This is a genomic window from Acinetobacter sp. ANC_7511, assembly GCF_056779975.1.
Window position 1 is genome coordinate 148,314 of the sequence record NZ_JBWYIY010000006.1, and the last position, 18,576, is coordinate 166,889.

21 protein-coding genes are annotated in these 18,576 nt (G+C 41.1%); 4 read left to right on the plus strand and 17 right to left on the minus strand.

The genetic code is table 11. The features are described 5' to 3' along the window. Window positions 1-137: 137 nt before the first annotated feature. Window positions 138-1,025, minus strand: a complete 888-nt coding sequence (locus AC1M9L_RS05765; protein WP_481591575.1) for a DMT family transporter — start codon at window positions 1,023-1,025, stop codon at window positions 138-140. A 392-nt stretch (window positions 1,026-1,417) separates the two neighbouring features. Here AC1M9L_RS05765 and AC1M9L_RS05770 point away from each other — a divergent pair, with 392 nt between their 5' ends. After that, entirely contained in the window at window positions 1,418-2,905 is a 1,488-nt protein-coding gene (locus tag AC1M9L_RS05770; RefSeq protein WP_481591576.1) for a PAS domain S-box protein, read from the plus strand. Continuing rightward, on the plus strand, window positions 2,896-3,543 hold the full coding sequence (locus AC1M9L_RS05775) for a response regulator transcription factor (protein WP_092766732.1): 648 nt from the start codon (window positions 2,896-2,898) through the stop codon (window positions 3,541-3,543). The genes AC1M9L_RS05770 and AC1M9L_RS05775 overlap by 10 nt, the downstream gene beginning before the upstream one ends. 35 nt (window positions 3,544-3,578) lie before the next feature. On the opposite strand, the gene AC1M9L_RS05780 is transcribed toward AC1M9L_RS05775, so the two are convergent. The 10 genes from AC1M9L_RS05780 to AC1M9L_RS05825 form a co-directional block, all read right to left on the minus strand. After that, complete coding sequence (locus AC1M9L_RS05780) at window positions 3,579-4,571, minus strand: 2Fe-2S iron-sulfur cluster-binding protein (RefSeq protein ID WP_481591577.1); 993 nt, start codon at window positions 4,569-4,571, stop codon at window positions 3,579-3,581. Window positions 4,572-4,576: 5 nt separating this feature from the next. Next, window positions 4,577-4,909 carry a non-heme iron oxygenase ferredoxin subunit gene (locus AC1M9L_RS05785; protein WP_092766730.1) on the minus strand — a complete coding sequence of 111 codons (333 nt, stop codon included), beginning with the start codon at window positions 4,907-4,909 and terminating at the stop codon, window positions 4,577-4,579. Further along, the gene (locus AC1M9L_RS05790; protein WP_092766729.1) at window positions 4,906-5,676 is read right to left on the minus strand and encodes an SDR family oxidoreductase; all 771 of its coding nucleotides are present in this window, start codon (window positions 5,674-5,676) and stop codon (window positions 4,906-4,908) included. Before AC1M9L_RS05790 ends, AC1M9L_RS05785 begins: the two co-directional genes overlap by 4 nt. Next, window positions 5,673-6,197: a flavin reductase family protein gene (locus AC1M9L_RS05795; RefSeq protein WP_092766728.1), complete on the minus strand. Its 525-nt coding sequence runs from the start codon at window positions 6,195-6,197 to the stop codon at window positions 5,673-5,675. The genes AC1M9L_RS05790 and AC1M9L_RS05795 overlap by 4 nt, the downstream gene beginning before the upstream one ends. Beyond that, window positions 6,184-7,455: a styrene monooxygenase/indole monooxygenase family protein gene (locus AC1M9L_RS05800; RefSeq protein WP_481591578.1), complete on the minus strand. Its 1,272-nt coding sequence runs from the start codon at window positions 7,453-7,455 to the stop codon at window positions 6,184-6,186. Before AC1M9L_RS05800 ends, AC1M9L_RS05795 begins: the two co-directional genes overlap by 14 nt. A 34-nt stretch (window positions 7,456-7,489) precedes the next feature. After that, window positions 7,490-7,966: a nuclear transport factor 2 family protein gene (locus tag AC1M9L_RS05805; protein WP_481587616.1), complete on the minus strand. Its 477-nt coding sequence runs from the start codon at window positions 7,964-7,966 to the stop codon at window positions 7,490-7,492. 13 nt (window positions 7,967-7,979) lie between these two features. Then, entirely contained in the window at window positions 7,980-8,333 is a 354-nt protein-coding gene (locus AC1M9L_RS05810; RefSeq protein ID WP_481587617.1) for a hypothetical protein, read from the minus strand. An 11-nt stretch (window positions 8,334-8,344) separates the two neighbouring features. Beyond that, a complete protein-coding gene (locus tag AC1M9L_RS05815; protein ID WP_481587618.1) occupies window positions 8,345-9,547 on the minus strand; it encodes an aromatic ring-hydroxylating oxygenase subunit alpha in 1,203 nt (400 codons plus the stop codon). 110 nt (window positions 9,548-9,657) lie between these two features. Further along, the gene (locus tag AC1M9L_RS05820; RefSeq protein ID WP_225530670.1) at window positions 9,658-10,992 is read right to left on the minus strand and encodes an acetamidase/formamidase family protein; all 1,335 of its coding nucleotides are present in this window, start codon (window positions 10,990-10,992) and stop codon (window positions 9,658-9,660) included. Between the two features lie 45 nt (window positions 10,993-11,037). Further along, a complete protein-coding gene (locus AC1M9L_RS05825) occupies window positions 11,038-11,922 on the minus strand; it encodes a SphA family protein (protein ID WP_481591579.1) in 885 nt (294 codons plus the stop codon). Between the two features lie 332 nt (window positions 11,923-12,254). Between AC1M9L_RS05825 and AC1M9L_RS05830 the strand changes: the two genes are divergently transcribed. Then, the gene (locus AC1M9L_RS05830; protein WP_481591580.1) at window positions 12,255-12,728 is read left to right on the plus strand and encodes a nucleotide triphosphate diphosphatase NUDT15; all 474 of its coding nucleotides are present in this window, start codon (window positions 12,255-12,257) and stop codon (window positions 12,726-12,728) included. 22 nt (window positions 12,729-12,750) lie between these two features. Here AC1M9L_RS05830 and AC1M9L_RS05835 read toward each other — a convergent pair whose 3' ends face one another. The 5 genes from AC1M9L_RS05835 to AC1M9L_RS05855 all read right to left on the minus strand — a co-directional run bounded on the left by AC1M9L_RS05835 (window position 12,751) and on the right by AC1M9L_RS05855 (window position 16,849). Further along, window positions 12,751-13,287, minus strand: coding sequence for a GNAT family N-acetyltransferase (locus AC1M9L_RS05835; RefSeq protein WP_481591581.1), 537 nt, complete (start codon window positions 13,285-13,287; stop codon window positions 12,751-12,753). 243 nt (window positions 13,288-13,530) lie between these two features. Continuing rightward, window positions 13,531-15,231: an urease subunit alpha gene (ureC, locus tag AC1M9L_RS05840; RefSeq protein ID WP_481591582.1), complete on the minus strand. Its 1,701-nt coding sequence runs from the start codon at window positions 15,229-15,231 to the stop codon at window positions 13,531-13,533. A gap of 12 nt (window positions 15,232-15,243) precedes the next feature. Next, window positions 15,244-15,552, minus strand: coding sequence for an urease subunit beta (locus AC1M9L_RS05845; RefSeq protein ID WP_035270651.1), 309 nt, complete (start codon window positions 15,550-15,552; stop codon window positions 15,244-15,246). Window positions 15,553-15,574: 22 nt separating this feature from the next. Next, complete coding sequence (gene ureA / locus AC1M9L_RS05850; protein ID WP_035270654.1) at window positions 15,575-15,877, minus strand: urease subunit gamma; 303 nt, start codon at window positions 15,875-15,877, stop codon at window positions 15,575-15,577. A gap of 96 nt (window positions 15,878-15,973) precedes the next feature. Next, window positions 15,974-16,849 carry an urease accessory protein UreD gene (locus tag AC1M9L_RS05855; protein WP_481591583.1) on the minus strand — a complete coding sequence of 292 codons (876 nt, stop codon included), beginning with the start codon at window positions 16,847-16,849 and terminating at the stop codon, window positions 15,974-15,976. 235 nt (window positions 16,850-17,084) lie between these two features. Here AC1M9L_RS05855 and AC1M9L_RS05860 point away from each other — a divergent pair, with 235 nt between their 5' ends. After that, complete coding sequence (locus AC1M9L_RS05860) at window positions 17,085-18,020, plus strand: LpxL/LpxP family acyltransferase (protein WP_092766717.1); 936 nt, start codon at window positions 17,085-17,087, stop codon at window positions 18,018-18,020. A gap of 22 nt (window positions 18,021-18,042) precedes the next feature. Here AC1M9L_RS05860 and AC1M9L_RS05865 read toward each other — a convergent pair. Continuing rightward, window positions 18,043-18,576 (minus strand): hypothetical protein (locus AC1M9L_RS05865; RefSeq protein WP_481591584.1); only part of this gene is annotated, 534 nt, incomplete at its 5' end.

Sequence of the window (18,576 nt, forward strand, 5' to 3'; positions counted from 1 at the left end):
ATTTCAACTCGCGAAATGTCTTGTTCAACATCAATCCATTTACGCATCAAAATTAAGCATTATTCATGCCAACATGAAATCTATTGGTGCATCCCCTTCTTTCTTATTAAATAATATTTGATGATCTCTAAAAATATTTAAGCCCAAATCACCAAGATTGCTGCAATCACAACTAAGGCTAATCCCCAATGTTCGGCTTTCGCTAACTTTTCTTTAAAGAAATAAGCGGAGATCAACAAACTAAATAAGATTTCAATTTGACCAAGTGTTTTTACAACTGGGACACTCATCATACTCATGGCAGTAAACCATCCGAGAGATGCCATAAAACTACATACACTGACTTTAAAGGTCAGTCCTAGACGTTGCCACATCGCCAGCAACGTTTGATGACTGAATAAACTGAGATACAAAAGCATACTCAAACATTGTAAGCCAATCACCGACAGTAATACCCATGCAGCGCGATGAATTGTTGGCAACATTGTTAGTTCAAGACTGGCCTCTCTAACCAATAGTGAAGTGATAGCAAAACACAAACCACTTCCGATGCCAATCACCAGTGTTTTGGGTGAAAATCCTGTAAAACCATGTCCCCGACTCAACAGAAACACAGCAAAACCACCCAGTAACACCCCAAACCATACCAACCATGACAAATGATCAGAGAGAAAAGCAACGCCAATGATTGCAGCTAAGATCGCTTCACTTTTAGCCAGTCCCACGCCAATGGCATAGTTTTTTTGTTTAAATAACTGCACCATCAATGCAGTGGCTAAAATTTGGCTAATGCCTGCGATAAAAATATAAACCCAATATTTTGTCGTAAATTGAACAGTCGCTGTTACAGGTGAGAAGTGATAAAGGCTACTCAAATAAATCAATGCAAAAGGCAAGGCGAAGATAAAGCGTGCAAGGGTGACGCCCCATACATCGACAGTGGTACTCAATTGTTTTTGAAAGGCATTGCGCCAAGCCTGCATAAAAGCAGCCATGAGGGTAAAGAGAATCCAACTGAACGCCATAAAAATATCACTTTAATGAGTAGGACTGACGGGTTTTATTCTATGCCTCATCCAGTGTAATGACTAATCAAAAAAGGATTGTATGTAGATAGCATAAAGTTTGATTTTATTCGTTAGATAAAAAGATGATATTTTTTGAGCTAACATTCCTCGTGTAACTGTCACCTAAATCAGTTGAAGTAACATGGTATCTAAATTGCATAACATTGAGATCACTGATAAATTTTTCACATGAATATTTTTATATGTTAAAAGTATGTAATTAGACCCTAAGTCTAATTGCAAGATGCTGCCCCTTAATGCAGTATTTACTTATAAAAAAAATGATTTATCAGTGACGATATTTCACCCTATACCCGATAGCCGGAAGCCATCTCAGGTAAGGACCTACAATGACCAGCTTACAATATTATCAAACTATTTTTGATAAAGCGGGCGATGCAATTTTTGTACATGATATTGGCAGTGTCCAATTTATGGATGCCAATGAAGCCGCTGTAGAACTTACTGGATATAGTAAATCTGAATTGACACAAATGAACGTTGAAAAGATCAGTGCTTTTCAACATGGTTTTGATTTGCATCATGCACTCCGAAAAGTTCAACAGGCCGCCACTACAAAAGACGAAGCAATCACATTTGAATGGTTAATAGAGTCTCAAGACCAACGTCATATCCCAGTTGAAGTATGTCTTAAAAAAGTTGAGATTGAAAATAAACCAAAGCTTCTCGCTCTAGTACGTAACATCAGCGAAATCAAAAAGTATCAATATGCTCTACAGTCTAAAGATCAATATTTCAAAATGCTGCTTGAGCATTCTGGAGATGGAATTGCTATTCTCGACTTACAAGGCAAACTACTTTATGCCAGCCCATCATTACAAGGTATTCTTGGTTATCGGGATCGCTTTGTACTCAATAAGAATGTGTTAACTGCAATTCATCCTGATGATCGTATTAAAGTCAGACAGCTTCTATTTAAGAAAACGGAACAACGTGCAGTTGGTGTGATTCATTACAAAATCTTGCACCACAATGGAAAATGGCGACACCAAGAGGCAACCTATCGTAACTTATTAGATCACCCTGATATTCAGGGAGTATTGGTGAATTATCGTGATATCACTGAGCGTATTGAGGCTGAAGAAAAAGCACGTGCTCGTGAAAAGCAACTTGGTCATATGTCACGTTGCAAAACGATGGGCGAACTGGCTACAGCGCTCGCCCACGAATTAAATCAACCACTGGCTGCACTCAACAATTACGTTGGAGGTAGTATTATTCGCATTCAAAACGGTTTAGCCAACACACAAGAGACTCTTGATGCCCTCAATGCTGCTTTAAATCAAACACATCGCGTCAATGGCATTATTCACAGCATGAGAAGCTTTTTACGTAAAGGCGAAGCGAATTTCCAGATTCATTCTGTGAGTCATCTTATTCAAGAGTTACATCCTTTGATTAAGCTTAAAGCAGATCAAGGTGGATGTACCATCCATTATGAATTAAGTGTTTCGCCTATTTTTATATCAGCAGATGAAACGCTCTTTAGCCAAGTCATTATCAATCTCGTCTTCAATGCGGTCGATGCTCTACAAACTAACCCTGAGGGTGAAAGGGACATTTATATCCGCACTTGGCAACATAACCAACATGCTCGAATTGCAATTGCAGATAATGGGCCTGGACTCGAAGGGCAAAATCCAGAACAAATTTTTGAATCTTTCTATTCAAGTAAAAACAACAGCATGGGTATTGGCTTAACTCTGTCTCGAAGCATCATTGAAAACCATCATGGTTATTTATGGGTCTGTGAAGGTGAGTCCGGCGCTATTTTTAATATCTCTCTGGCAGCACAGGAGCGTACAAAATGTATTTAACCAATTCTCATGTTCCCGAGCCCATTGTGTATGTGATAGATGATGATCAAGACATTTGTAATTCACTCACATGGTTGCTCGATTCCGTGCAACTCGAAACAAAAACATTCAATAGTGCTACTGAATTCCTGAATTATCAGCGCCCGCAAACGCCTGCATGTTTGATTCTTGACATTCGTATGCGAGGAATGAGTGGCTTGCAATTACAACAACAATTGAACCAACAAAAAACCCGTATGCCGATCATTTTCATGACTGGCCACGGCGACATTCCAATGTCGGTCAATGCGATGAAAGCTGGGGCATTTGATTTTTTAGAAAAACCTTTTAATCCACAACATATGCTTAATCAAATCCAAGCCTGTCTGCAACTTGCTGAACAAGACTTTATTGAAGAAGAAAAACGTCAAGAACAGATGATTAAATTGAAATCTTTATCACCAAGAGAAAGTGAGATTATAAATTTATTGGTCGATGGACTTTCGAGTAAACATATCGCACAAATGTTGAATATCAGCCATAAAACAGTAGAAATTCACCGCACTCATATTCGTCAGAAATTAGGAACTGAATCTATCGCACAGATCGTCAATATGGTCTTGATGTGTCGTGATCGCTCAATACCGGCGATGGGTTAACCATCGCCTGAGCGGGAGAAAAATGATATCTTCGATTAAAAGAAACGATCAAAATGAATTTGTTGTTGTGGAATACCTGCTTGATGGGCCATTTGTTCAATAGATTTCACCATCGGTGGCGGACCTGCACAATAAATTTCATGCTCACGCAATTGTTCGCCTAATACATCTTGAATCACTTCATGAATAAACCCCGAACGGATACCTTCAATGAGTTCAGAGGAGGTTGCAGGTACATAATTGAGGCGTTCCCCTAACTCTGTCCAGTCACGTAATTGATTTTCAGTAAACAAATCACGTTGCTCACGACCACCATGGAAAAACCAGACTTTTTGATGTTGCAAATGTGGGTTAACTGCAACGCCACGAGCAATCGCTAACATGGGAGCAAGTCCAGAACCACCAGCCACACAGACAATAGGGCGAGGCTTCTCTTGTAAATGCGCTAACCCATATGGACCATCAATTTGAATATCAGCCTTTTCACGTAACTGTTCATCAAATAACAAATTGGTCATTTTACCATCAGGAACACGTCGAATTTGGAAGACCCATAAACCGTCGTCATTCGGCAGATTGGACATCGAATAGGCACGAAGTAACTCTTGATTCACCCAAATTAAAGCGTATTGTCCAGGAATAAATTGTGCTGGCTCATCTGATTGAAAATGTACTTCCAAAATATCATGTGTCACCAAATGAGCATGCTTCAATGTTACTTTTTTTTGTTTTGGAATAATTTTAGGAACACATTGTTCGTCTAAACGAAGCTTAATCACGCAATCCGATTTGGGGCGACACTGACACGCCAGTAACCGACCTTTACGTTTATCACGATCGCTTAATCCAGGTGCATCTGCCCATAAATTTTCTACTTCACCTGACAGGACTTCGATTTTACACGTCCCGCAACCACCCGCATTACATTCGTAAGGAATGCCTAGTCCTTCACGTAAGCCACCGCGTAGCAATACATCATTAGCTGAACAATAAAATTCGGCTTGACCGTCTATTTGGATTTTATACATCGGCATCACTCCACCAAATAAACATTATTGTCACGTACAATCGATTGATAGGTTTTCAGTGGAATCGTACAAGGTGCACCACATGGTTCACCGGTTTTGATATTAAATGCACCCGCATGAAATGGGCACTCCACTTCACAGCCATCAATCTCACCATCTGCCAATGATGCATCACCATGTGTACACGTATCATCGGTGACATAGAACTCGCCATCTTCTAAGTGAAACACTGCCAATGGAGGATAACCGTCAATAATGATTTGTAGTCCCTCACCCTGTTCCACATCAGAGGTTGAACACAAAAATTTCTCAGCAACATTGGTCATTTTAATGTTCATTGAGTTAACTCCTCTATCGGTGAATCTGTGGCTTCAGGACCTAGAATGTGATAACCACCATCGGCATGAATCACACTGCCTGTAAGTAATTTTGCTTTCGGGCTACACAATAAACTTAATGCTTGTGCGACTTCCTCTGCATCCGCAATACGTCCTAACACATGGAAACGTCCTGCCACTCGATCAGTTTTGGCGCGGTCTCCGCCGGAAATCATTTGCATTGGGACGGACCAAGTCCAACCTAATGAGAGTGCATGTACACGAATACCATCTTGTGCTAGATCCAGTGCCATGCTTTGTGTGAGTTGCTCTAAAGTTGCTTTAGATGCTGGATAGACCCAGCGTTCTTTTTGTGCAATACGTGCACTGACACTGCTGATATTAATTACGGCACCATCAGTACTTTTTTTCAAAAGTGGTCGACATGCTTGTACTAACGCTGCGTGACCAAATACCGTGACATTGAACGTGTTTTGCCAATCTTGACGTGTAGATTCAGATCCATGATCTTCATACAAACACGCTAGGTTAACCAAGACGTCTAACTGAGTGAGTTTTCCACTTAATGTGCGAATACTGTCATCATTAGCGAGATCTAGAAATTCGTACTGAGCTTGGGTTGATTGTGCAACTTGCTGTCCTTGAGTTTGATTAATATCAGCAACAATGACCTGTGCACCTAAGCCTTTCAACTCTTGGACTACGGCTTGACCAATATGTGTCGCACCACCTGTCACCAAGACGACTTTTCCATCTAAGTCTGTCATGAAACCTCCTTGTACTCAGGCCATTCATTAAATTGTCCCTTGCAAAACAGCAGAGGTCGTTGATTACTGTGGCGACATTGCTCAATTTTACCGAGGAAGATTTGATGATCACCCGCTTCAATTTGTTGAGCTCTTTTGCAAATAAATTGCACGACACATCCTTCTAAAACAGGTGCTTTCGAACCTTGAATTTTCCACGTACCATACTGAAATTTGTCCGCAATCGGCTTAGCGAAGTTTAAGCCTACTTCCTGCTGATGTGCACCTAAAATATTAATGGCGAAGTATTCAGCATTTTCAAAAATAGATCGGCTTGGAGAATGATTGACTAAACTCCATAACACCAATGCAGGATCTAAAGACACTGAACTAAAGGAATTAATCGTCAACCCTACAGGTTGTTGATCTTGGTCTAGGCAAGTGACGATCGCCACTCCTGTCGCAAAGCCACCAAATGCCTGACGGAGCGATTTCGCTTCCGCCAGATCAACATCCTGCCAAAGTAATTCAGGCAGCTGCATGTTGAAACTCCTTTCGTGACAAGTATTCTTTTGCCCCAGCTTCACCATCTACCGCTGGCCAGAAACCACATGGATTGTTGAAATGCCCCATAAAATCATCTGCAATCGCTTGGTTTTGCGATGCTGCGCCTAACACTTGCAATAAGCTTTCACTTGGTGGGTTTAACAGCAAGTTGGTAAATTCTGTGGTATAACGACCTGACTTTTCCCAGAATTGCTCGAATACTTCTGTCATCCAATCTGCACTAAAGTCTTCATCACCTCGTGCTAAAATCGCAGCTAAATAATGCTCCACCATACGAGTTGCATTGTTTGCGCCTTGTCCTGCGATTGGATCATTTACAATGACAGTGTCTCCAATCCCCCAAATTTTTGCACCGTTATCTAAGGTTGCAACAGGATCTCGAACTTCAGGGCGGAATGCACCTTTGAGCCATGCATTTGGATCACTTAATTCCATATTATCGACCATACGGAAGCTTTGATCTGGTGTTACTTTGGCAACCGCTTCTTTCATGCGTTGGACCATTTCTTCGCCAGATGTCACATCATCGAAGATATCCATTGGACCATTCGGTACACATTCAAATAAGAAACTACGACATGGACCATGCGTGTGACTGTAGAATGGCATACTGAAGTATTCACCTGCACCTGCCACGAAGTTGAAATGTAAGGTCTGTGAGGGTTGACCTTGCCAACTATTTGGACCACACAAATCATCACCTACGACGAGTGCAGCAGCCAATTTACGTGGCGGTGTTTGATGCACTGAACGTGTTTCATTACGTTTGAATAGGCTCGTGATATTGCCCTTACCTGCCGCCAAAATCGTCAGATCATTTTCAGCAGTGATTACTTCCAAATCTTCTGGACTGACATTTTGAATGATGAGCTTGCCACCACGGCGTGGATATTCTTCTAACCAACGGTGATACTTGGTTCGCTGATCCATCGCGATACCTTTGTTCTGATGCAAGAATCCTGTAAGTGGCAATGCAATTGAACCATCTGGACCACGGAAATCTACATGAATGGCTTGACCATGATGGGCTTTACCATCCCAGAAATTCAAACCAAGTTTGCGTTCAAACTCTAATGTATTGGCGAAGAACATCGTGGTACTGACCATACGACCGTGTAACAATTCATCCGCAGGGCGATCTACATATAAAGTGACATCATATTTATTTTCGAGTAGCGAGAACGCCAGTAATAAGCCTGCTTGTCCACCACCGATAATTGCGATTTTTCTCATCTTGAATTCCCCTTAGGCCGTACTGATACAGTGCCTATATTGCTGTGTTCGGATAAGGTTGATTGAAGGTCAGATTCAGTTCGACACGATCAAATTTCCATTCACCCCATTGATTCCGACGTACTTCCGTTTTATAAAAACCACCTAAACAACAGGTTGTTGGTTGGTTTTGTTGTGTTGATGAATCTGCCAGATTACAGACTTCCCAAAGCATCCATGACGCGTTTGCATGATTTTGATCAATGACTTCAATATCTGGCATCGCCATGATATGTAAGCTCCAAAGCACTTGTGCTTCTGCAATCTCTGACAATGCATTCAAGATATTTTGGCGTCCTTGATATTCTCCAAAACCATTTGCACACCATATGGCATCCTCATGAAATACATGCTGTAAAATGGCTGAATTGTTGCGCTGATCAGCCGCTGTTGCATAACGACCGATCAGGCTACGAATCGCCTCGCAGGTCTCCAGATAGTGCAAACGCTGTTCTAGATTGTGCTGGCTCATCTTCGAGATCCTTTTAAACGTTAACTACATCACCAGTTTCATAAACGAAACGCTTTTCTTCAAAGGCGTATGGCACACCTACTGAACCTTTATAAAGTTCAATATGTGGAGCAACTTCGGCAAAACTCAGGCTTAACCAGTACAACTTGTGCAGCTCTTCAGGCAAGGTACCTAAAGCGTATTGGTCAAGTGCTGCAAGGAGCTTGCGCATTTCAGGCAAAATAGCATCGTAAAAAGCTTGCAATTCAGCTGTAGTCGAATTTAAGCGTGCTGCATGACGTTGTTTCGATGTCCCTAAAGCCCATTTCGCGACATAAGGTTCTAAGCTTGAAAAGTCAGCTGGCAATTGTGAAATGATGTTTGACATGTGCATTCTCCTTATGCGCGATTCAGGTATTGTTCAAGAACGTGGTAACCGTGACGAATCAGGATTTCTTCGTCTTGTAGATGCATCACTTTTTTCGCTCGAGACTCAAGTGCTTCTTGGGTATCTTCCATGGTGGCAGTATCTTCTAACCACGCATTACGTTGTAATACTTGTGCAAACTCTTGCGCCCAACGCTCTGAATAGGTTTTCGCTTTAGGCAGGTAATAGCGACCCTCCCAACGGGTTTGGTTATGACCGACCGGCCAGAACTGATGGGTGAACCATACACCTTCAGTCACATGCACCAAGATATTCGGGAAAATGACAGATAATTCAAACGAGAAGTCATCACGATCATTTGGATTGACTGATTTAGGTAGCTGAACACGTTCATAGTGATTCACCAATGATGCGCCAGTGATCTCACCTGACAATGCAGCCGCTGGTTTTGGATTGGCGTTTTTGGTTAAGCACACAGCGCAAGTACGATGATCACCAAACAATTGCACTTCTTGTAAACCTGATGCGAATACATTCGGGAAAGAGCCTGCATGAATGGTCGCCACGTGATACGCTTCAGCAAATGCGTCATGAGCGACTTTCCAGTTACAGTTCAGAACTGTGTTATAGGCAAAGCATTCTTCCATTTCATGGAATGGATAACCGCCTAAATGCTGTCCCATACCACCTAAGAATTCTTCTACCGATTGAGTGCCATCATTATCCAAATTGATGAAAATAAAACCTTCCCAAACTTGGGTACGAATAGGTGCAAGACCGTTATGACCTTTATCAAAACAAGAAGTGAATTTTTCTTCTTCAGGTACACTAACCAAATCACCTTTAGCATCGTAAACCCAGCCATGGAAACGGCAAGTCACGACTGCAGCTTTATTTGAACCAAAAGTTTCATTGCCAGTCTCCACCACAACTTTATTGCCACGGTGTGAACAAATATTATGAAACCCACGAATTTCACCATCTTTACCGTGCATTAAAATGACTGAGGTTTTAGCAAAATCTAAGCGTTTAACTTTGTAGTCGCCTTTCTTTGGTATTTCTTCTACACGCCCCACTTTCAGCCAAACTTTTGAGAAAACTTTTTCAATTTCCTCTTGATAGATCTCTGGCGAAATACATGGTTCGGTTGGAATCGGCTCAATACCAAGTTCTGGATATAAATCGCCCCAACGGAGTTTTGCATTACTGTTCATATGACATTCCTGTTCAAGTTCTCGTTTCTAAGTTTTAAGTTCAGTAAATTTCATGCTTATTTGCGAACAGCGTTTGAATCATCTGAATCAACCGCCGTTCACGTGATGAATTAAAGTTGGTAATGTTCGCGAACTAAGTTTGCGATCCCCAATTTTTCTAAAATTGGCATTGGGCATAAGAAGGTTGCACGTACCATTCCTGGTAAACGGCTGATTTCGATAGAGCCTGTGATGGTGCAACGGTTCATAACCTCATCCACACTTAAACCTGTGACTTTTGCCGCTCGATTTAAAGCATTGTCCGTTGCATCATTGAGGTTCTTACCTGTTCCCATAAATGTGATTGGACCACTTTCCTCAATCTCAGTTTGTCCCCAACGCGCACCTAATGCTTTCACTTTTTCACGCTCTTCCTTGGTAAATGGACGTGCCATTGGTGGTAAGTCATCTGGTGCTTGAAGTAAAATTGGGCCGTCAATTGTTAAACCTTTAATCACTTCCACTTGTAATTCTGTTTCGCCTGACACGTCCGTGGCATGCCCTGCAATTTCACCATTGCCTTGTTGCGCATGCATATCTCCCATGTAGACACCTGCACCTGGTACTTTCACAGGACAAATCAAAATACAGCCTGGACGAATCGAATTGGTATCCATGTGACCGTCTGTTTTGGCTGCGATAAGTTCTTCTTCAGTCATTCCGAATTTATGCGGTGCATCAATCAAATACTGACCAAAGTCGTGGCAGTTGTGAGAGTCTGGTAAGTCACGTGAAGGTGTCGTACCAATATTTCCGAGGAATGGACGCATATGCGCAGCAACCCCAGGCATATCAGCACGTGCAAGCGACAAGATTGAATGTTGCGCTGCATGTTCAGGCAGTGCAGAAAGCTCATTGGCATTGCCTGCTAACTTGTTGGCAATCTCTTGATTGACCGTCAAGCTCACTTTGTTTTCTTCATCCAACACAATCACATAACCATGTGAAAAGCGAAAAGCACTGACTTCTGCCCCACAGTTTTTACAGTGAATCGCATCTTCACCAATTCCTTCTACATAACTTGCCGGTTGCTCTGTACCACATGCTTCACAGTATTTCGCAACAAACGGATCGCCTTTATAACGCCCTTCAACAAATTGCATCACACCCGATGAGGTTGCTGTAGAAGTGACATGCATATCCTTAATCTTTAAAGCGACAGCATCACCTACCTCTGCACCTTCAATAAAGACAGGGAGTGTCACTTCATGACCACCTTGGAATGCAGGTGTAATCATTGGACCCCAACAGCCAGGCGGTGTGCCTGTTTTTAACGTTCCACCATTTTTTAAAGGTCCCAGCATACGTTGGCTTGGTCCCACAATACCGCCTGAAAACTCATTCACCACTAAATAATCGACAGCTCCAGCACTGCCTGCTGCATATTCTTGATTCTCAATTTTCATGGCCTTACCTCTATATGCTTGCTCTAATGTTTGGGTAACAATGTTTTAAAATGGAATGGTGATATCAATTGCGAACTTCTGACCTTCTGGTCGGTTTTCAACATCAAATTCTTTTTGATATTTCGCTGCGATTGCATACCCTTTAGGGAATTGATAGCGAACCTGTGGTCCTACGCTGGCTGCTTTAGCTTTAAAATCACCTAAAACAGCACCTTCACCTGAGTCACCTTCAAGCTGACGATGTACGTAACCACCAACACCAACCGCCAAAGGTCCCATGTGTTTCGCGACTAAGTAATCGACATGCAAAGCATTACCCGACTCGTATTTGGTATCTTTATTCTCGAAATTGATGTCATACATCCACTTGGTACTGACTTCGATACCTTGTTTATTTAAGTATGTGGTCGAGATAATCGGTTGAATGGTGTAATAATTACGTCCAATATTTGCGAGTCTATTTTTGTTGTAAGAGCCAACTGGAATATAAAAGTCGACACCTGTCGCCACATGCCAATCCCCTTTATGCCAACCCAATAAGAATGGATCGATAATGAGATCACCCATTGCCATGTGATCATCTTGACGACCACCTAATGTAAGATCTGCATTGGCATATACAAGGAATGCATGCATGCCCCATGTCGCGCCTAAAAATGTTTTGTCACTGACATAGACACCACGAGCAACTGTGGCAAAAGTATCAATTTTAAAATCATCAAATACTGGATGATCATTTTTAAATTTATCTGCGTTGTAGTATTGGTTATAACTGACGAGATACATCCCAGGTGGCGGCATTGCTCCACCAAAAAAACTCTCTGTCCCATCTGGATAAGCACTTCCGCCATTTTCAGCGGCAAGCGCTAAACTTGCGCTACTGAAAAGACATGTGGTCAATGCCACAGAAGTTAGATATTTCCTTACCATTACCGCATCCCCCTCGTTGCTAAATTCCTTGCTGGCGATGTTCTAAATCGTCTAGCGCATGTCTTAATCTAGTCTTGAAAGGAGGCAGGGAAATATAAGGATGAATCTATGTTGAATTAAGGGATTATCTTGTAGAAATATTGATTTTTTCTCACCGGTATAGAGGTTTTAGAGAAATAAAATAGGTTTTCTTTACTATAGTGATAGGTAAAATCCCCTATAAATGTGAATGCTTTTTTATTTAAATTACATGTTTTGAAACATTTGAAAGTTAGCGTTGTCATATCGCTGTTGTACTTTGTAGAACACAGAGCAGCTAGATGTGCACAATCATGAATATTAAAAGTAACCCAATCATCGGCGTGGGCATCATGTTGATTGATCAACGTCAAAAAGTTCTATTGGGTTATAGAAACAAAAATGATGAACCTGCCTCATGGTGTTTTCCAGGTGGAAAAATGGATGCGCATGAATCAGTTGAGGATGCTGCAGTACGCGAATTGTTAGAGGAAACTGCTTTAGATCTGAGTCAATATATTGAGTCTATTCAACCCTTAAATACGATCATTGATCAAAATGCTGAGGCGGTGAAGATTACGTTCGGAACGATTTATCAACTTTTAGATGAACGTTTAAAAACTCAAATTTGCGTGACAGAACCTGAGATTTTTGAGCGTTGGGAATGGTTTAGCATTGATGAGCTTCCACAACCACTTTTTTCTGAAACTGAAGTCATGATTAGACATTGGCTCAAACAATTTCAAGATAAAAAATGGTCTGTATATTCCTTGTCTAAGAAAGATTAGTTTTAATAAATTAATTTCAAAATTATTTTATAAAGGTATCTTTATTTATTTCATATAAAATATGATTTTCAAGAATATGCCCTGTAGGTAATTCTGGATGCTTGAATTGCTTAACTTCGGTCATACCTAGCCTTTTCATAACTGCTTCTGAAGGCTTATTTGTCAAAGCTGTAAATGCAACTACTTTATTTAAATTAAGCTCTTCAAAAGCATATATCAATGCAGCTCTTGCACCTTCTGTTGCGTACCCCATTCCCCAATATCTTTTTAATAACCGCCATCCAATTTCAACACATGGAGAAAATTCGAATAACACTGGTTGATTGTGCAATCCAATAAAACCAATAAACTCACTAGTATCTTTCAACTCTACAGCCCAAAAGCCCCACCCGTTTCGTTCAATTAACTCATAAATTTTTTCCGCCATCTCAATACTCTGTTGTGGGGTCAAAACTTCATGAAAATATTTCATAACATCTGGATCTAAACCCATTTTTATAAAAGATGAGTAATCTGCTTCCTTCCATTGTCTTAATATTAGTCTCTCAGTTTCAATCATTAGAGTACCTCTATGAATCTATTAAATTTAATATTTTTTGTGCTTGGAAAACTTCTAATATCGATTAAATTTAAAATTTATATATTTTAATTCAGTGTTTAATTTCTTTTAGCAAACGCGTTTATTCCGCTGAAATTTTTATGTATTTAAAATAAATCGATGAATTCTATCTAATGATAAAGTCTTATTAATTACATAAGACTTTATCACCTATCACAGTAATTATCTTTTCTAGAGACAACTTTAAAACAAGAAATACCGCTGTGCCATCGGCAATACTTCCGCAGGCTCACAGGTTAGCAATTTCCCATCGGCTCGCACTTCATAAATTTCAGGATCAACCTCCATCACAGGACAGTAGGTATTCAGTTTCATATCTTTCTTCTGAATATCGCGTGTACCTTTACATGGACTGATCAACTTTTTCAGACCCAATTTTTCATGCACGCCTGCTTCAATCGCGACTTGTGACAAGAACGTAATACAGGTGTTATGCACACCGCGCGCATTTGCCCCAAACATCGGACGATAATGCACAGGCTGTGGTGTTGGAATCGAAGCGTTAATATCTCCCATCGGCGCAGCTGCAATCATGCCACCTTTAATAATCATCGACGGTTTTACCCCAAAAAATGCAGGCTTCCACAGTACCAAGTCAGCAAGTTTACCTACTTCCACCGAACCAATTTCATGGCTTAAACCATGCGTAATTGCAGGGTTAATTGTATATTTAGCGATATAACGTTTTACACGATTATTATCATGTGTCGCATTGTCACCCTCTAAAGGTCCACGCTGCACTTTCATTTTATGCGCGGTTTGCCACGTACGAATCACCACTTCACCGACACGCCCCATCGCTTGCGAGTCTGATGACATCATGGCAATGGCACCTAAGTCCTGCAAAATATCTTCTGCAGCAATGGTTTCACGGCGAATACGACTTTCCGCAAAAGCCACATCTTCAGAAATCGCAGGGTCTAAATGGTGACAAACCATCAGCATATCCAAATGCTCATCAATGGTATTGATGGTATAAGGACGAGTTGGATTGGTGGAAGATGGCAACACATTCGGCTGACCAATGGCTTTTAAAATATCAGGGGCATGTCCACCGCCTGCTCCTTCGGTATGGTAGGTGTGAATGGTACGATTTTTAAATGCAGCGAGGGTTTCTTCCAAGAAACCACTTTCATTTAAGGTATCGGTATGAATCGCCACTTGGACATCAAACTCATCGGCAACGGTCAGACACGTATCAATCGCTGCAGGGGTTGAACCCCAATCTTCATGTAGCTTTAAACCGACCACACCTGCACGAATTTGCTCACGAATTGGGTCGGGCTGACTTAGGTTTCCCTTACCGAGTAGACCAATATTCATCGGTAAATCATCTATGGCTTGAAGCATTGTCCCAATATGCCAAGGCCCCGGTGTCACTGTTGTTGCAGAAGTCCCTGCCGCAGGGCCTGTACCACCACCAATCATGGTGGTCACACCGGACATCAGTGCGGTTTCAACTTGCTGCGGGCAAATCCAATGAATATGCGTATCGACACCGCCTGCGGTGAGAATCTGTCCTTCACCAGCGATCACTTCCGTCGCTGCACCAAGTGGAATGGTGATATCGGGCTGAATATCTGGATTTCCCGCTTTCCCAATTTTCCAAATGCGACCGCTCTTTAAACCGACATCAGCTTTGACAATACCCCACCAATCCACAATCAGCGCATTGGTAATGACCGTATCCGCAACATCTTCAGCCAACAGTTGTGATTGTCCCATGCCATCACGAATCACTTTACCACCGCCAAACTTCACTTCCTCACCATAGGTAGTGAGGTCTTGCTCAACTTCAATAAACAGCTCAGTATCCGCGAGACGAACTCGATCACCTACCGTTGGACCAAACATTTCCGCATAAGCACGGCGTGACATTTTCATTATTATTTTCCCTTAATCCAACTTACCCATAACACGACCCGCAAAGCCATACACCTCACGCTTACCTGCGAGTGCAACAAGTTCAATATCTCGACTCTGTCCTGGCTCAAAACGCACCGCTGTACCTGCAGCAATATTCAGTCGATATCCTCGTGCCAACTCACGATCAAACTGCAACGCATCATTCGCTTCAGCAAAGTGATAATGTGACCCAACCTGAATCGGTCGATCCCCTGCATTTGCTACCGTCATTTTGAGCGTTGCCCGTCCGACATTCATTTCAATGTCTGTATCGGACGTAATGATTTCACCTGGAATCATATTTAATTTTTCCTCTCAGACATCACACAATCGGTTGATGTACAGTGACCAGTTTTGAACCATCAGGAAATGTCGCTTCCACTTGGACCTCTGCGATCATTTCAGCCACGCCTTCCATTACTTCATCCCGTTTTAGCAATGTTGTTCCAAAATGCATGAGGTCACTCACACTCATTCCATCACGTGCACCTTCTAATAGTGCGGCAGAAATATAAGCCACTGCTTCTGGATAATTCAGCTTTAAACCACGGGCCTTCCGTCTTTCCGCTACAAGCCCCGCAGTAAAAATCAGCATTTTGTCTTTTTCTGTAGGTGTTAGTTCCATAATGCTTTCCTCACTATCTTTAAATATTGATGCAAGATGTGTGCTCAAATATTTGTGTTAAAACAACTTAACTATGTTGCTATGACAAGAATAAATTTATGTGCGCCAAATTCTTGGGAACTCTTCATCAAGATCAAACCAATAACGACGAAGCTTTGCACGAATTGCAGCAAATGCATCATGACACTCACGTACATCATTTCCGAGATAACGTGCTGTCACGACGTAATCGAGTAACGTCAATGTGACGTTAATATTCATACGCATGATTAATTCACGAATTTGATCAATATGTTGATCAAGATAGAAATTTGACCGGTATTGTTCTGGAGGCACTGCCCAAAAACTGGCCATCACTGCATGAGCGTTCATCCCTAAACAAGACTTTAACCAACGATCATTGCCTTTAAAATTTAAACAGTCTGCAACCAATATTTTCTGATTTTGATAAAGCTGAAATTTATTTTGGTAAGCACCCTGTGAGAAAGTTTCATGTCGTGCTTGCCGTCCAATCACCAACATATCCCAACCGATAAAACTGGCAGCAGCGTCCAAATGTACGATTGTTTCTGAATTTGCATTCGCACCATTAAAGAGCATCGTCTCTTGAGGAAGCCATTCGAAAATCGCCTCATCTTGGACATGAATATGAATATGTTGAAATGCTTGTTTAAGATTGGTTTTGTACCACTTCCCTGCGCCAGGTGTGGTAACCAAAGCATGCGAATCCTGATCTATTTTTATTTCAAAGGTAAGATGATCTCCACCAGCAATTCCAGCAGGTGGATGAACAATAATGGCATGACATACTCCTGTTTTTTCAGGCCACAGCATCTTTTGCACGCGAACAGGTCCAAAGTGCTTACGATGCGCCAAAATTGTGCGATTTGAATCTTTGGTAAAACCTAACTCTAATTTAGCAAACCAATACTGTGCATTTTTGACTGGCTCATTGAACAATACTTGATTCATTCACGGTCATCTTCGTATTCATATCATTTTCAGTAAATGTTCTGCAAAAATTGCACCAAGTTTGCTCAAGCTAATTTTGGTTAAAGGTTTTTAGGCACTTAATGTTGTTATTGATGAGTAATTCATGTGAAAAATCTAAGAACGTTTTTCTAAAGAATCCGATTGTTGCCTTCGCCGAAAAAAAACAGTTCGTGCTAATATAGTGAATTACCTTAAATTGTTATCAAGTTTAAATATGAGTAAGCAGAAAAACTACCAACCGGGAGAGTTCCAGTGGTCTTTCTTAATGCCAAAATATTGGGGCATTTGGATTGGTATTATATTTCTGATGCTCCTTGCGATATTACCTTGGGCAATTCAGCATCGTTTAGCTTATCTGATGGGAAATGTAGCTTTCAAATACTTGCGTTCACGTCGTGAAACAACTTTAAGAAATTTAGAAGTCTGCTTTCCTGAATGGATGCCCGAACTTCGTTATGAAAATGCTCGCCAAGTCTTTATTGATCAAATGGTCGGTGTTTTTGAAACACTGAATGCTTGGTATTGTCCCAAATGGTTTAAAGATCGTGTAACGATTGAAGGTTTAGAACATATTCAACAAGCGCAAGCTGAAGGGCGTGGGGCTTTACTACTTGGTACACACTCTACCCTACTCGATGCAGGTGGATATGTCTGTGCCCAGTATTTTGATCCAGATGTCGTATATCGTCCGCAAAATAATCCATTGCTAGATATGCTGATTTACCGTTGTCGTGCCACGATTTATACCAATCAAATCGACCATGATGATATGCGTGGATTAATCCGTCATTTAAAAGAAGGACGACCTATTTGGTATAGTCCCGACCAAGATTTTGGTCTTAAACAAGGCGTTATGGCACCCTTTTTTGGTGTACCCGCAGCCACTGTAACTGCACATCGCCGTATATTAAAAATGACCAAAGCTGCCGCGATTCCACTTTACTTCTACCGTAAAGATGATATTACAAATCCGAAATATCATATTTTGATTGAACCTGCGTTAGACAATATGCCAAGTGAAGATGAAATTGCAGACGCGACACGAACAAATTTGATTATTGAAAATCAACTTCGTTTAGCACCAACCCAATATATGTGGTTCCACCGTAGATTTAAAACACGTCCGGAAGGTTTTGAAAAAATTTATTAAAAAAAGCGGCTGAGCCGCTTTTTTATTGTGTTTCTAATACATCTGAATTTTTATCAGTATCAGGCTTTTTCGCCTCTACCATCTTATAGCGGTTGATACGACCTAACTCATCTTTTAAAGTCATATGCTGCATGTCCAAGACATTTAATATCAGCTTTTCTGAAGTTTTATTTTGATTCTGATCTGTCCAATTTACATTGAACTCCGTACCTAAACGAGTCCATTGATTTGCATGAATTTCCCCGACAGCAACAGGGGTTATAAATTTTGGTACTTTTCCGTTGAGATCAATTTGAATCTCTTTTAAATCCACCCTTGGACATTGCTCAGCAAAACATTGATAGGCTGCTGGTTCAGGCGTTACTTTTTGAGCAAAAGACTGTGCTTTAGCTTCTTTAGCTTCTTTAGCTTCTTTAGCTTCTTTAGCTTCTTTAGCTTCTTTAGCTTCTTTAGCTTCTTTAGCTTCTTTAGCTTCTTTAGCTTCTTTAGCTTCTTTAGCTTCTTTAGCTTCTTTAGCTTCTTTAGCTTCTTTAGCTTCTTTAGCTTCTTTAGCTTC